The 13071-nt window shown below is 61.2% G+C and carries 13 protein-coding genes, 1 tRNA gene and 1 pseudogene; 7 read left to right on the forward strand and 8 right to left on the reverse strand.

Translation table 11 applies throughout. The features are described 5' to 3' along the window. Both ACQY7U_RS10555 and ACQY7U_RS10560 read right to left on the reverse strand, forming a co-directional pair. Nucleotides 1-556 (reverse strand): annotated as a pseudogene (locus ACQY7U_RS10555) (slipin family protein); the annotation flags it as partial. A 393-nt stretch (nucleotides 557-949) separates the two neighbouring features. Beyond that, nucleotides 950-1016 (reverse strand) — tRNA-Arg (locus ACQY7U_RS10560). 445 nt (nucleotides 1017-1461) lie between these two features. Here ACQY7U_RS10560 and ACQY7U_RS10565 point away from each other — a divergent pair. Further along, nucleotides 1462-1902 (forward strand): ketosteroid isomerase-related protein, encoded by a 441-nt coding sequence (locus ACQY7U_RS10565; RefSeq protein ID WP_428644233.1) that lies wholly within the window; start codon nucleotides 1462-1464, stop codon nucleotides 1900-1902. A 188-nt stretch (nucleotides 1903-2090) separates the two neighbouring features. Here the strand turns inward: ACQY7U_RS10565 and ACQY7U_RS10570 are convergent, their stop codons facing one another. Next, nucleotides 2091-2882, reverse strand: a complete 792-nt coding sequence (locus tag ACQY7U_RS10570; RefSeq protein ID WP_428644234.1) for a crotonase/enoyl-CoA hydratase family protein — start codon at nucleotides 2880-2882, stop codon at nucleotides 2091-2093. Nucleotides 2883-2965: 83 nt separating this feature from the next. Here ACQY7U_RS10570 and ACQY7U_RS10575 point away from each other — a divergent pair, with 83 nt between their 5' ends. Next, complete coding sequence (locus ACQY7U_RS10575) at nucleotides 2966-3544, forward strand: TetR/AcrR family transcriptional regulator (protein WP_428644235.1); 579 nt, start codon at nucleotides 2966-2968, stop codon at nucleotides 3542-3544. Between the two features lie 226 nt (nucleotides 3545-3770). Here the strand turns inward: ACQY7U_RS10575 and metK are convergent, their stop codons facing one another. From metK to ACQY7U_RS10590, 3 genes are all read right to left on the reverse strand, one after another. Beyond that, on the reverse strand, nucleotides 3771-4958 hold the full coding sequence (gene metK, locus ACQY7U_RS10580; RefSeq protein ID WP_428644237.1) for a methionine adenosyltransferase: 1188 nt from the start codon (nucleotides 4956-4958) through the stop codon (nucleotides 3771-3773). Between the two features lie 99 nt (nucleotides 4959-5057). After that, complete coding sequence (locus ACQY7U_RS10585) at nucleotides 5058-6749, reverse strand: methyltransferase domain-containing protein (RefSeq protein WP_428644239.1); 1692 nt, start codon at nucleotides 6747-6749, stop codon at nucleotides 5058-5060. Between the two features lie 474 nt (nucleotides 6750-7223). Further along, nucleotides 7224-7577, reverse strand: a complete 354-nt coding sequence (locus ACQY7U_RS10590; RefSeq protein ID WP_428644242.1) for an ArsR/SmtB family transcription factor — start codon at nucleotides 7575-7577, stop codon at nucleotides 7224-7226. Between the two features lie 79 nt (nucleotides 7578-7656). Between ACQY7U_RS10590 and ACQY7U_RS10595 the strand changes: the two genes are divergently transcribed. The 5 genes from ACQY7U_RS10595 (at nucleotide 7657) to ACQY7U_RS10615 (ending at nucleotide 11836) form a co-directional block, all read left to right on the forward strand. Continuing rightward, complete coding sequence (locus ACQY7U_RS10595; protein ID WP_428644244.1) at nucleotides 7657-8175, forward strand: DUF6428 family protein; 519 nt, start codon at nucleotides 7657-7659, stop codon at nucleotides 8173-8175. 184 nt (nucleotides 8176-8359) lie between these two features. Further along, entirely contained in the window at nucleotides 8360-8650 is a 291-nt protein-coding gene (locus tag ACQY7U_RS10600) for an ArsR/SmtB family transcription factor (RefSeq protein WP_428644245.1), read from the forward strand. 38 nt (nucleotides 8651-8688) lie between these two features. Beyond that, nucleotides 8689-9804 (forward strand): permease, encoded by a 1116-nt coding sequence (locus tag ACQY7U_RS10605; RefSeq protein WP_428644247.1) that lies wholly within the window; start codon nucleotides 8689-8691, stop codon nucleotides 9802-9804. A 10-nt stretch (nucleotides 9805-9814) separates the two neighbouring features. Next, nucleotides 9815-10654: a transglutaminase-like domain-containing protein gene (locus ACQY7U_RS10610; RefSeq protein ID WP_428644250.1), complete on the forward strand. Its 840-nt coding sequence runs from the start codon at nucleotides 9815-9817 to the stop codon at nucleotides 10652-10654. An 84-nt stretch (nucleotides 10655-10738) separates the two neighbouring features. Continuing rightward, nucleotides 10739-11836 carry an NAD(P)/FAD-dependent oxidoreductase gene (locus ACQY7U_RS10615; RefSeq protein ID WP_428644252.1) on the forward strand — a complete coding sequence of 366 codons (1098 nt, stop codon included), beginning with the start codon at nucleotides 10739-10741 and terminating at the stop codon, nucleotides 11834-11836. A 47-nt stretch (nucleotides 11837-11883) separates the two neighbouring features. On the opposite strand, the gene ACQY7U_RS10620 is transcribed toward ACQY7U_RS10615, so the two are convergent. Together ACQY7U_RS10620 and ACQY7U_RS10625 are read right to left on the reverse strand one after the other, a co-directional pair. Next, nucleotides 11884-12390: a cytochrome b gene (locus tag ACQY7U_RS10620; RefSeq protein ID WP_428644254.1), complete on the reverse strand. Its 507-nt coding sequence runs from the start codon at nucleotides 12388-12390 to the stop codon at nucleotides 11884-11886. 132 nt (nucleotides 12391-12522) lie between these two features. Next, nucleotides 12523-13071 (reverse strand): GrpB family protein, encoded by a 549-nt coding sequence (locus ACQY7U_RS10625; protein ID WP_428644257.1) that lies wholly within the window; start codon nucleotides 13069-13071, stop codon nucleotides 12523-12525.

The following is a 13071-nucleotide window of genomic DNA, read 5'->3' on the forward strand; positions in this document are numbered from 1 at the left end:
TCACGGTCCGGCCCGCCTTCCAGTAGGCGTGGAGACCTGCTTTCAGCACCTTGGTCAGCACCCCGTCCATGTGAACGAGGGCGACGCTGCCGTCGGTGACCGGGACGATCACGAACTGCTGCGTCTGCTTGGCATCGCCCAGCCGGCGCACCAGCTTCTGCGGCACTTCCGGCTCGGCCTCCGTGTCGATCAGCTGCCAGGTCCACGGACCGGCATCCCGCCACAGGGCGAGCCGCTCATCCGGACCCAGAACCGTGTGGATCCGGCCATCCCGTTCCACGACGGCGACTTCGCCCGGCTTTGTCCGGACAACGCTCAGGTGCTCTTCGGCAACTTGCGGAAGCTTATCGAAAAGCGCCTTCTCGTAGGGAGAGCGGAACTGCGGCACTGCCAGGTTGTGACGCTCGATCACCAGGGTACCGCGCTTCAGCGCGAGCATGTGCTCCCCCGGTCCGAGGATCCCCTGGAGTTCACCCTTGACGAGGTGAACCGCCCGTTCGTTTTCAGAAATCACCACGCGGGTCCGCCCGCGGATCTTGTCGAGAATAGTCGTCATTTCGATAATCCTTCCATAGCGCTAAGGCACTTGGCTGTCCTTTCTTCGGGTTGATTGGCTGTTAGAGGTTGCTGGTATCCGTCCACTCCCAATGGAACAAACGGGGCGAAATTCAGAGACCCGAAGAGTGCACGAGGTCTCCCGGCGGGCTTCCGGTTAGCGGGCCGTGCGGCGGAAATGCGGGGCACGCCCGTTCGAAAACAGGCGTTTCCGGCAGAACCGCGGCAGGGCCGTCACCGAAGGCCGGTCGAAGGGCCTGGCATCTATGGTCCGCGCCTACTGCCCAAAGGCAGGTAGAGGCAGCCCATGTCCGCAAGCATTCTCCAGGTCCCGTTTTTGGAACAGCTTGCAAAGCTGCTGGCTTAAGAGGCCAGTCCGGTGTTCAGCCGGTTGTTGGAGCGGGAGTTGAACCCGCGACCGTCGGATTCGTAGTCCGATGCTCTACCCACTGAGCTATCCATGGCACACATGACAGGAGTCGAACCTGTGGCCTCCGGGCAACGGCCCGGTGCTCTTACCTACTGAGCTACATGTGATGGTATCCGGTTTTCCGGAGCGGCATCCGTACGTGAGTACGGCAAGGCCGGATCACGCGGGTGGCAGAAAAAAGCCAAACCGTTGATGTCCGCGCCGGTATGGTAACCGGTGAGTAAAGTCATACTGTACTTCCCCTGGGACATGCAACCGTGAAATGAAGGAGGGAAGCGATGTGATGTTTTTGGGTAACTGTATGTGTTAATAATGTCACGGTTCGTAATGGCGGCTGTCTGTGACGCGGATGGGCGGGCAGGTTTTCGCAGTTCAGGTGAGCATACGTAAACCGCATTCCCGCGTTTCCCTTGCACCCGCATCAACGCCGGGCCAAACTCCCGGCCAGATTGCAATCCTGCTTCCCGTGAGGTTCCATGTCCAACAAGCAGTCCCGCTTCCTCATCGACACCTATTTTGCCGCCTTCAATGCGGGTGACACAAAGAAGATGGAAAGCCTCGTTGCCGAGGATCTGAACCATGATGTCAATCAGGGGGAGCGCCGTGTCGGCAAGGACAAGTTCTGGTCCTTCAACGTTCACATGACCCGCTGCTACAAGGAGCGGCTGTCCGATATCGTGCTGTTCGTCAACGAGCAGGGAGACCGTGCCGCTGCGGAATTCATCGTCCACGGCACCTATATCGCAACGGATGAGGGCCTGCCGGAGGCAAACGGGCAGACCTACAAACTGCCGGCCGGAAGCTTCTTCGAAATCCGCGACGGCAAGATCGCCCGGATCACCACCTATTACAATCTTCAGAACTGGATAGATCAGGTGAATGGCGGAGCCGGTGACGAGGCAGGCGAGAGCGCCTGATTCCAATCAACTGCGAACAGCATCGGCGTCCGGGCATCATGTCTGCGCAAGGTGCAAAGCTCTGACAGCGCTGTTCAAGGCCCGACTTGCGTCCTTCTGATCGCTCGGGAGAGCCGCGGCCTGCGCTGTGAAAGCCTGGAACTGTCCGTTCCCGAGCGACCTGAACCTACACTTTTGCAGGTCCGTGCCTAAGCCCCATCGTAAGCTGGCGTGCGCCGGTCGATCCAGGCAGTCAACCCCTCGTGGACATCCCGTGTCGCCGCCATTCGTGCGAACTGTTCCCGTTCGATCATGAGGCCTTCTGCGATGGTTGTGTTCAGTCCGCGAGTGACAGCCGTCAGGATCCTGGACGCTGCGAGCGGGGAATGGCGCAGGATGCGTTCGGCCAGGGCGAACGCGGCCTCGAGTTCCTTGCCGTCGGGGACCATCTGGTTGATGAGACCGAGATTCAAAGCGCGCTGGGCCGAAAAACTGTCGCCGGTCAGCAGAAGTTCTAGAGCGCGTTTGCGGCCTGCCAGACGCGGCAGTCGCTGCGTGCCGCCGAAGGTGGGCGGTATGCCAATGTTGATTTCCGGCTTGGCGAAAAGGGCACTTTCACAGGCAACAGCCAGGTGAACCGCTTCAGTGATTTCGCAGCCACCACCATAGGCAAGTCCGTTGACGGCCGCGATGATGGGTTTGGAGAAGGATTCCAGCCGGCTGGTCATTGCCTGGCCGCGGCGGCAGAAATCACGGACAGCGACCTCGATTCCCTCGGCAATGCTGCGGGAAAACTCGTGAATGTCGCCGCCGGCGGAAAAGGCGCGCCTTCCGGCGCCGGTAAGGACAACGGCACGAATGGCGTCGTCCCGCTCCAGTTCGTCCAGGTAAGCGACAATCAGGTCGTTGGTAGCGTAGTTGAGCGCGTTGAGCTTTTCCGGGCGGTTGAGCGTCAACAGGGCGATGGGACCCTGGCGGTCCAGAAGCACGGGAGCTGTCATGGTTGTCTCCTTTGAGGTTTTGGTCCCGCGACGCTAGCGCCAGGAAGGATTGAAGTATATTCACTGGTGAGTATAGTTTCATCATGACGAAACAGATCGAACCCGCCCGCGACCGCATTCTGACCGCCGCAAACAAACTGTTCTATGCCGAAGGCATACGTGCCGTCAGCCTGGACACGATCGCCGAGAAGGCAGGCATCACCAAGAAGACCGTCTACTACCATTTCAAGAGCAAGGACGATCTGATCGAGGCTTATCTGGCGTCCCGCGACCAGCCGAACCTGAAGCTGTTCCGGAAATGGTATTCGGAAGCGGAAGGCGGATTGCCGGAAAAGGTCGAGGCCATTTTCCGGCAGATTGCAAAAAACGCGCGCCATCCGAAGTGGAAGGGCTGCGGCTTCCTGCGCACCGCTGCCGAGCTTGCCAATATGCCCGGACATCCGGCGATGAAGGTGGGGTCGGCCCACAAGAAGAAATTTGAGGCCTGGATGGCGGAAGAGTTCGAAGCGGCCGGTCTGGACGGGGCCGCGAGTCTGGCTCGTCACGTCGTGCTTCTGCTGGACGGGGCCTTTTCAACGATCCTGGTACATCGCGATGCCGCTTATGCGGAGGCCGCGGGAGTGGCCGCCAGGGCGCTGGTGGCCGGAGCCGTAAAGGCTTGACGGTTCGGAAACGAAGCGTCTCCTCCGCTGAGTATTGAGATGCTCAACAAGGATGTGCTGGACAGAGGAGCCGCGCTTGCGCGAATACGCCAGTATTTTCCGGAGTTTCGGTGAGGCCCGATCCTGCATCTGCGCTAAGCGGCGGCGGACAGGGTCGGGGACTGGTGTTGTGCCCTTGGTTTCCCCCGGCGCAAAAGGGAGTTTACGCCGGAGGAGAACGGCGCGGTTATTCCGCTGCGTCTGCCCGGGCACCGAAGTGGCGGGCGAGGTCGTCGGCAAGGTCCGTGCGTTCCCAGCCGAACCCGCCGTCTTCATCCGGAGAACGGCCGAAATGGCCGTAGGCGGCGGTGCGGGCGTAAATCGGTCTGGACAGGTCGAGACGGTCGCGAATTCCGCGCGGGGTGAGGCTGACCATTTCCTTCAAGACGCTGCTGAGAGCCCCTTCATCCACCTTGCCGGTTCCCTGTGTATCGACATAGACGGCGACGGGTTCCGGGACGCCGATCGCATAGGCGAGCTGGATCAGGCAGCGGTCCGCAAGGCCGGCGGCCACCACATTCTTGGCAAGGTAGCGCGAGGCGTAGGCGGCGGAGCGGTCCACCTTGGTTGGATCCTTGCCCGAGAACGCACCGCCGCCGTGAGGGGCCGCCCCCCCATAGGTGTCAACAATGATCTTGCGACCGGTGAGGCCGGCATCGCCGTCCGGGCCGCCAATAACGAAGCGGCCCGTCGGGTTGATGTAGATCCTGTCTTCCGGGACCTTCCAGCCGACCGGCAAGGCATGCAGGATAAAGGGCAGAACGGCATCACGCACGCCTTCCTGGCTGACGTCCTCGCCGTGTTGGGTGGAGACGACCACCGCATCAATGCCCGCAGGACGGCCGTTTTCGTATCGCAGGGTGACCTGGCTCTTGGAATCCGGACCTAGGCGCGGCTCCTTGCCCGATTTCCTGGCTTCGGCCATCGTGCGCAGGATCTTGTGCGAGAGGAGGATCGGCGCCGGCATCAACTCTTCGGTTTCGTTGCAGGCATAACCGAACATGATGCCTTGGTCGCCTGCGCCTTCTTCACCCTTGTCGCCTTCATCGACACGCATGGCGATATCGGCGGACTGCTGATGCAGCCGGTTGATCACTTCCATGGTCTTCCAGTGAAAGCCGTCCTGCTCGTAGCCGATGTCCTTGACAGCTGCACGGACAAGATCTTCCACGTCATCCAGCACCTTTTGAGGACCGCGCACTTCCCCGGCAATGGTGACATGATTGGTGGTGGTCAGCGTCTCACAGGCAACGCGGGCATTCGGATCCTGCGCCAGGAAAGCATCCAGAATGGTGTCCGAAATCCGGTCACAGACTTTGTCCGGATGGCCCTCTGAAACGGATTCACTGGTGAAGAGCCACGTCTTTTTGGTCATTACGTCATCCTGTCTGTTGGTCTAATTCTAAAATGGAAAAGTCCGGAGGCCGCGGTTCCCCGTTTCCGCGGTTCTCCTTTGCCGGGATGGGAGGTTGGATCAGTCCGGCTTCCTGAAGAGCTGGATGCCCCAGGCCAGCTGTCCGGCATCAGCGGCATTCACCCAGTTCTGGAGACCCTGCGCCATCTTGTCGAGATATTCGGCCGAAGCGCCTTCGTTTCGCAGCTTGTCGTAGTTGGCAAGCAGCTCCTCCCGAACCCGGAAATAGTGGGTTCTGAGCTGGTTGGTCATGTCGCGCTGTTCAACGGTCTCGAAACCGAGTGCTTCGGCAGCTTCGCGGTAGAACCGCATGGACCCGAGGCTGTTGAGTTCCAGCCGGTCATAGACGGGTTGCAGGGCAGCGGGATCGGCATTGTCCGCCTGCATCGGGTCGGTGAAGATGAAGTATCCGCCCGGCTTCAGCACGCGGAACACTTCCTTCAGAACCTGCTGACGCTGGTCGGAGTGCAGGATCGCATCCTGGCTCCAGACCGCATCGAAGGTCTCCGCCTGCTCCGGAATGTCCTCAAAGGCACCATGCACAACGCGGATCTTGTCGGAAAAACCCTGCTGAACATTACGGTGACGGTTGGTGTCGTTCTGGACATCGGAGATATTCAGGCAGACTGCGGAGCAATCCGTGGCCTTGACCACCTTGCGCATGGCACCGCCGTAGCCCGAGCCGATGTCGAGCACCTTGGCATCCTTGTTCAGGTTTGGCAGCATCTTCAACATTTCGTCGATGGTCAGGTCCGAGGCTTCCCGGATATTGCCGGTCGTATCGTAGAGGCCGATGTGCAGGTCCTGGCCGCCCCAGACCTGGCTGTAGAAGGTGTCGGCGTCATCGCTGTCGTAATAGTTCTCGGCAACCTCGCGGATATCCTTCTTGCCGTCCTCGAGCTGCGCGCCACCCCAGCGCACAAGATGCAGGCTGGATTTTTCGGCAATGTGGATGAAGAAATCGGGCTCGCTTTCGGCGAAGCTTTCCTGGAAATCGCCGTAGGTGCGCACCCGCTCGAAGCCGGCCTCTGACAGAAGCTTGCGCATGTAGGTCTTGCGGATCGGGCACATGTTCAGAGTGAATTCGGAGCCGTCCGGAAAGCTGTAATTGAAACGGGCGAGTCCTTCGTCGATATGGACCGGTTCGGCCTTCACCTTCTTGCCCGCGTAATAGTACTTGTGCTTGTTACTGTAGCCCTGATCGAGCATCGCATCGTAGTTGCGCTGGTCGATGATCAGGATGCCGTCATGTTTGAGCGCGGCATAAAATTCGGCCAGTGCCCGGCGTCGGTCCTTCTCGTCATGCAGGTGCGTGAAGGAATTCCCGAGGCAGATGATGGCGTCGTATTTGCCCTGAATGTCCCGGTTGAGCCAGCGCCAGTCTGCCTGAACGGTTTTCAGGATCATGCCGCGCTTCTGGCCGTTCTGGAAAGCCTTCGCGAGCATGGGGGCGGAGCCGTCCGCCGAAGTCACGTTGAAGCCTGCACGGGTCAGGCGCACCGAGTGAAAGCCGGTGCCCGTTGCAACATCGAGGACGGTTTCCTTGCCGCGGGCGCGCAGGACGTCCATGAAGAACTGGCCCTCGCTGTCCGCCCGGGCGTCCCAGTCGATCAGCTCGTCCCATTTTTCCACGAAGGCCTTGATGTATTCACCGCGATAGAGATCGGTTTCCCGGTCCGCGATCGGATCCTGACCATAGGCCTGCTCGTCCAGTTGCAACTCTGCATTCGCGGCCAACTGTTCTGCCTGCATGGCTTCATTCTCCTTCTTTGATGTCGCGCAGCGTGGAACGCCCAAGGCGCGCACGCACTCGTTCACCGCCCGGAAATCGGGCGGCGGAAATCGGAACTGTTCAGTTTCAAGTCCGGCAAGACGTGCAGCGGTGCACAGGACGGTTGTTTGGCGACCCAATCACAGGGTCAGTGCCGGACCATGCCGTAGCAGACGCGCAGATGCAGCTCTGGGTGGCCGCAGATAGGAAGCGGGGTCCGAAAAATTCGGCGTTTTGCTTCCTGGCAGTCAGGCGCGCGCCTGTCAGCTCTCAGGTGCGGGGACCTTAACAAACGCCCGCCTCATTACAACAGCCGTTCCCGGAGGATGGTTCGATAACCGAGGGATGATTCGATAACCTGCTGAAATTACGGAAGAAATATTTTACAAAACTTTTCTGGCACAGGGCCCTGGGTCCCGTTTCGGCGCCTTCAGCCTTCCTGATCTGTTTTCAATTCAGCACGCCGAACCTGAAGCGCCGGGCGTGCAGGAGGTCCCCGGCTGGCAGCAGGCGCGGACCGTTTCGTTGTTGCCGCAGCAATCCTCAAGAAGATAACGCACCAGTGCGCCGATGGCCGTGAAGTCGACGCGGTAGGTGATCTGCCGGGATTGGCGGTGCGCGGTGATCAGGCCCGCCTCCGCCAGGTTCGAAAGATGAAACGAGGCGCGGGAAGGCGTTGCGCCGACAGCCTCCGCCACGTCCCCCGCCACCAGGCCTTCGGGACCGGCATTCACCAGGCTTTTCAGGATCCTCAGCCGGGTCTGGCTGGAGATGGCGGAAAAGGCCGTCAGGGCGTCATCTTCGGTCATATTTCAAACTTTCTTGAAATGTCTTCGCAAGTGTGCCATCTCTTATATTTCAAGAAACATTGAAATGAAAGGAACTGCCATGACACCCAACCAGCTTCTTGAAACCCTGAGCGCAATGCCTGCGGAGGCTCCGCTGGTTTTCGCCACGCAGGAAGGGGCTATCGGCGCCGGCTATCATGTCACCGAGCTCAAGCACGCCCAGGTCACCAGTATCGATTGCGGCGGGCGCGTCGCCATCTGGCAGGAAGTGGCGCTGCAGTTGCTCGACGGTGAGGGAAGGGATCACATGCCGGTCGGCAAGTTCGCGGCCATCGTCCGGCAGAGCATCGCCAAGATCCGGGATCTTGCCGATTGCCGGATGCATGTGGAATTCGCCCATGGCAATCAGGGTCTGCGGATCTTTCAACTGGCCCGGCCGGAACTGAGCGACGGTGCGGTCGGTCTGCAATTGAGCGAGGGCCGGGCCCATTGCAAGCCTGCCATGGAGAAGGCGGCTGAAAAACCCGCCATTGGCGATGCCGCTGTCGCTGCAACTGCAGCCACCGCAACAGGCGCCGGTTGCTGTGGTGCGCCTGCCGGTTCCGCCTGCTGCCAATAACGGCTGCGCAAGGACCGGGTCGCCCGCGTCGGACATCGTCTGATCGCGGCGGCCGTTTTCAAACATCAAGTGTTTCCGACGTGCCGGTGCCGTCCAATCGGGCCGCAAATGGAATCGGTGAAGGCATTGACACGTCGGAAATAACTATATAACTAGAAATATAGTTATATTAAATGAGGCGGACATGGATCTCGAAATTGCCGCCCAGGGCTTTGCCGCCCTGGGCTCTGAAGCGCGCCTTCAGGTGGTGTTGACGCTGGTGAAGGCAGGCCAGACCGGACTGACGGTCGGAGACATTCAAAGCCGGACCGGCATGGCTGCCTCGACCCTGGCCCATCACCTGAAGTTCCTGGCTTCCGCCGGGCTCGTCACTCAGGAAAAGGACGGCCGCTCGGTGATCAACCGGGCGGAATTCGATCACCTGGAAGGGCTGGCGGGATACATCCTGAAGGAATGCTGTGCAGACGAAGCCTGAGGTTGAAGCCCGGGCTCCTCGCTAAAGGAAAGCTGCAGATGACTGACACGTTGAACGACATCGGTACTCCGGACGGATCCGGCGCGGCAAGCTGCTGCGCACCGAAGACGGCTTGTTGCACCGCGCCGGAGACGAAATGGTCCTGGAAGAACCTCCCCGGCCGGAAGCTTCTGCTTTCGACCTGGACCGTGGTGCTCGGTGCACCGCTTCTGGTCCTCATTCTGGACCAGCCGCAGTTCACCGCCTTCGTCACCTTCGCGATCAAGGCCTTCTCCGGAACGCTGCCCTATATCGTCTTCGCGGTGGCGCTGATTGCCTGGCTGAAAGCCTCGGGCGCTGAAAGCTATGTCGGCAGGGCCTTCGAGGGACGGGAAACGCAGGCGATTGTCCTCGCCGCACTCTTCGGCGGCCTTGCCCCTTTCTGTTCCTGCGAGGTCATCCCCTTCATCGCCGGACTGCTCGCAGTCGGGGCGCCACTGTCGGCCATCATGGCCTTCTGGCTGTCCTCACCCCTGATTGATCCGCCGACCCTGCTGATCACGGCCGGAGCGCTCGGCTGGTCCTTTGCGGTCGGCAAGGCGGTTTTTGCCGTGGCGCTCGGCCTGTTTGGCGGCGCCGCTGTTGCGCTGGCAATGCGCCGGGGCATCTTTGCCGATCCGGTGCGCGGCGGATCGGTGGCGAGTGGTTGCGGCTGCGGTGCATCGCCCAAGACCGGCCGTCCGGTCTGGCGGTTCTGGCGGGAAACGGACCGGCAGCACAAGTTCGTCGATGAACTGAAATCCAATGCCGGTTTCCTGATCAAATGGCTCGCCCTTGCCTATGTGCTGGAGGCCGCCCTTGTGACCTACGTTCCGGCCAGCGTGATTGCCGGTGTGGTCGGCGGCGAGGGGCTCGGCTCCATCGTGATTTCCGCGCTCGTCGGCATGCCTGCCTATCTCAACAGCTACGTCGCACCGCCGCTTCTGGCCGGGCTGATGGACCAGGGCATGGGCATCGGCGCCGCCATGGCCTTCATGATCGCCGGGGCCGTCAGCTCGATACCGGCCATGGCCGCGGTCTGGTCGCTGGTCAAACCGCAGGTCTTCGCGGCCTATCTCGGCCTCGGTTTTCTGGGCGCGGTGCTTTCCGGCCTGATCTTCCAACTCGTCGTCTGAGGGAGCCGCCATGCTGACCCGGGTTACCGTCACCGTCGCACCGCATGACAACAATGCGCTGAAACTCCTCGTTCCCACCGGTGTGCCGACGCCGCATCAGGTGCCTGTGTCCTTCGATGTCCGGGGCGGGGCGATGTCCCTGACGGGCGAAAGCACGACAGGCCAGATGGCAGCACTTGTGGTGCCGGACGGCCGGGAGCCCCTGGAGATCGCCTATCTGTATCGGGAGGGCGGGCCGGGCTATCCGGACGCCGCCTTTGCCCCGCGCGAGAACCGGTTTACCCGGGCAGCGCAGGATCTCGTCTATGACGCGATCAACATCGCCGATGCGCAATCGGGCGGGCATGCAGCCATCCAGGCGCTCGTCAATGCGGCGGCCGAGAAGTTCCGTTATGCGCATCCGGAGGTCAAGTTCAACGACGGCAGCGAGGAGGTGCCTTATCTTTCCTGCGGCCTGACGGAAGGCTCCTGCGTCGACATCAACACCTATCTGATCGCAAGCCTCAGGGCCGCGGGCTTCGAGGCAGGCTATATCACCGGTTACTTCTTCCCGGAGGAAAAGAACGGTTGCTGCGAGGACATGCACTGCTGGGTGGTGACCCGGCACGAAGGCACGGTTCTGGAATGGGACATCGCTCATCATCTGAAAATGGGCACACGGGAGATCTGTTGCGGCCTGAACCCGAAGCCAGGCAGCCGTGTAGCTGTCGCCCATTCCATGGGGCTGACTTTCCCGGAGCTGGATATTGCTTGCGAAAAGCTGATGGCCGAGCCGGTTTGGGTTTTGCCGGACGGGAAGCTGGAAGAGGCTGACCTTGTTATCCGGCAGACGGTCGAGGATCTCACCTGAGGCTGCGTACGCCTTGCGGCGGATCGTCTCTTGCGCTTGCGCGCGGCACGGCTAATCTGGCGTCCCATTTCGCAGGACGTTTTCATGACAATACTCGTTGTTGGTGCCGGGATCTCCGGCCTTTCCACCGCCTGGGCCCTGACCAAGAGGGGCGTGCCGGTCACGCTTGTCGAACAGGGGCCGATCCCCAATCCCCTGTCGGCCTCCGGCGACCAGCACCGGATCATCCGCCGGGCCTATGGCGGTCAGGGCGGCTATCAGCGCCGCATCGGCGATGCCTATGCCGCCTGGGACGAGATGTGGTCCGATCTCGGCCAAAAGCATCTGGTGGAGAATGGCTTCCTGCTGCTGTCGCAGGAAGAGGGCGACGAGGGCGACATCTACCGCACAGGACTGGTTGAAGGCGGTTATCCGTTCGAGGATCTCAGCCCTAAGGAAACTGCCGAGCGCTATCCCTTCATCGATCCGGCGACCATCCGCTACAGCGCGGTGAGCAAAGAGGGCGGGGTTCTGCTCTGCCAGAAGATCGCAGCTAGCCTGCGCGGCTGGCTGATCGACAATGGCGCCACTGTGATGGAAAACGCCAGGGTCACGGCTGTCGACACGGCCGCCGGATCCGTCACGCTTGCCGACGGCTCAAGCCTTGCCGGTGATCATGTTGTCGTCACCGCCGGGGCCTGGACGCTGGGTCTTTTCCCGAAGCTTGCTCAAAGCCTGACCACCTACCGCACGGCCGTGGTGTATCTGACCCCGCCGGAAGACCTGCGCGCGGCCTGGGAACAAAGCCCGGTCATTCTGGATGTGGGCGGGCCGGTCGACGGTTACGTGCTGCCGCCGGTGGCCGGAACGGGTCTGAAATTCGGCGCGGGCATTCACAAGTTCCAGTCCGACCCCAACCGGAACAGAACACCGGAAGCCGGCGAGGGCGAGGCCTTGAGAAACCACTTCTCGCCGCCCTTTGCCCGCATCGGCGAATACCGCGTCGACGACGTGGTGACCTGCGCCTACACCTTCACTTCCGACGAGCACTTCTTTGCTACCACCGAGGACAAGGCCACCATCGTCTCGGCCTGCTCCGGCCACGGCTACAAGTTCGGCGCTGTCGTCGGCCAGAAACTGGCCGAAGGCGTGGTCGCGAAGGATTTCGAGACGGCCCGCATCTGGCTGGAAGCGCGAGACTAGAAAACGAGGCCGGCGGCGGAGCATTTCCGCCGCCGTTTCTTGAACACTCAACCCCTGGCGCGGCTGGTGACCATTCGTGTCAGGCTGCCGTCCTTCAGGGCGAGCTGGTGATAGAGCGCGCCCAGAACATGCAGCGCAATCAGGATGATGAAGAGCGGCTTGGCCACTTCATGCACTTCCTCTGCCGTGTGAATGCCGCCGTACCAGGCGAGCAGACCTGTCACCGGGGCACCTATCATCAGCAGGTAAAGCAGGATGTGAGCGCCCTTGGCGGCCAGCTCCTGCGGTTTCGACGAGGGCAGCGGCGCCGGAACGCCGGAAACTGTGCGCACCAGCAGGCGAATGACCGTCAGCGCCAGAATGGCGATGCCGACCCATATGTGTGCATTGCCCATGAAGGCCGTTGCGGTATCCGGCGTGCCGCCATCGCGCAGGGCGTCTTTCAGCCCCTCGATGCTTTCGCCGAAAATGAGCTGGAACAGGATGAGGGCGGCAATTACCCAGTGCAGAAGAATATGAAACGGGCTGTAAGCAGCTGGCTGGAACTTGGACATGGCTGGCCTGCCTCTTCAGGTTGGAAAAAAGACGAGAAAAACGCCAACCCGTTTTGCCACAGGGATATGACAGGAGAAATTGTGTTTTTGTAACAAGAGGTAACAGGCGGGACCGCCCGGGAACGGTGCCCGCTATTCGCGCCAGTCCGAGCGCTCCGGCAGGCCCACGGCACGGCGGGCGTCGTTGACCGCCAACTGGATGAAGTCGCCCTTGGCGCGCGTATACTGCATCATGGTCTCCGGCCCGCATTCTGCGATCCGGATCTTGAGGTCCTGGTAGGCGCGGGCGACATCCGGGTGGGTCTTGAGCCAGTCGCGGAACAGCCGCTCGCTCTTGTGCGCCCAGTCTTCCGACCGGACGATATGGAGATTGAAGGCCGGATAGTCCGCATCCGCGGGCCGGTGAAAGGCCCGCCGGAACTGAAACCCGGCGTCCAGATCCTCATAACCGAGGGCCCACAGCGCGGACTGGACCGCGTCGATATCCCCCAGGCCATCAACGCTCGCCATGAGGTCGATCACCGGTTTGGCGGAAAGGCCCGGAACAGAGGTGCTGCCGATATGTTCCAGTTCCAGAAAGGGACAATTGGCAAGCTGGAGAAGCCGGGCGCGTTCCTCTTCAAAGGCGCGCGCCCATTCGGGGCTGTGAGACACGATCTCGAACGGGGCGGATTGTGTCAT

Source organism: Roseibium sp., from assembly GCF_050301095.1.
Classification (GTDB): domain Bacteria; phylum Pseudomonadota; class Alphaproteobacteria; order Rhizobiales; family Stappiaceae; genus Roseibium.

What these genes read in the sequence shown, in the direction of transcription:
- ACQY7U_RS10565 (WP_428644233.1), top strand. Translation starts at nt 1,462, where the DNA reads ATGTCCAACAAGCAGTCCCGCTTCCTCATCGACACCTATTTTGCCGCC.
- ACQY7U_RS10570 (WP_428644234.1), bottom strand. Translation starts at nt 2,882, where the DNA reads ATGACAGCTCCCGTGCTTCTGGACCGCCAGGGTCCCATCGCCCTGTTG.
- ACQY7U_RS10575 (WP_428644235.1), top strand. Translation starts at nt 2,966, where the DNA reads ATGACGAAACAGATCGAACCCGCCCGCGACCGCATTCTGACCGCCGCA.
- metK (WP_428644237.1), bottom strand. Translation starts at nt 4,958, where the DNA reads ATGACCAAAAAGACGTGGCTCTTCACCAGTGAATCCGTTTCAGAGGGC.
- ACQY7U_RS10585 (WP_428644239.1), bottom strand. Translation starts at nt 6,749, where the DNA reads ATGCAGGCAGAACAGTTGGCCGCGAATGCAGAGTTGCAACTGGACGAG.
- ACQY7U_RS10590 (WP_428644242.1), bottom strand. Translation starts at nt 7,577, where the DNA reads ATGACCGAAGATGACGCCCTGACGGCCTTTTCCGCCATCTCCAGCCAG.
- ACQY7U_RS10595 (WP_428644244.1), top strand. Translation starts at nt 7,657, where the DNA reads ATGACACCCAACCAGCTTCTTGAAACCCTGAGCGCAATGCCTGCGGAG.
- ACQY7U_RS10600 (WP_428644245.1), top strand. Translation starts at nt 8,360, where the DNA reads ATGGATCTCGAAATTGCCGCCCAGGGCTTTGCCGCCCTGGGCTCTGAA.
- ACQY7U_RS10605 (WP_428644247.1), top strand. Translation starts at nt 8,689, where the DNA reads ATGACTGACACGTTGAACGACATCGGTACTCCGGACGGATCCGGCGCG.
- ACQY7U_RS10610 (WP_428644250.1), top strand. Translation starts at nt 9,815, where the DNA reads ATGCTGACCCGGGTTACCGTCACCGTCGCACCGCATGACAACAATGCG.
- ACQY7U_RS10615 (WP_428644252.1), top strand. Translation starts at nt 10,739, where the DNA reads ATGACAATACTCGTTGTTGGTGCCGGGATCTCCGGCCTTTCCACCGCC.
- ACQY7U_RS10620 (WP_428644254.1), bottom strand. Translation starts at nt 12,390, where the DNA reads ATGTCCAAGTTCCAGCCAGCTGCTTACAGCCCGTTTCATATTCTTCTG.
- ACQY7U_RS10625 (WP_428644257.1), bottom strand. Translation starts at nt 13,071, where the DNA reads ATGACACAATCCGCCCCGTTCGAGATCGTGTCTCACAGCCCCGAATGG.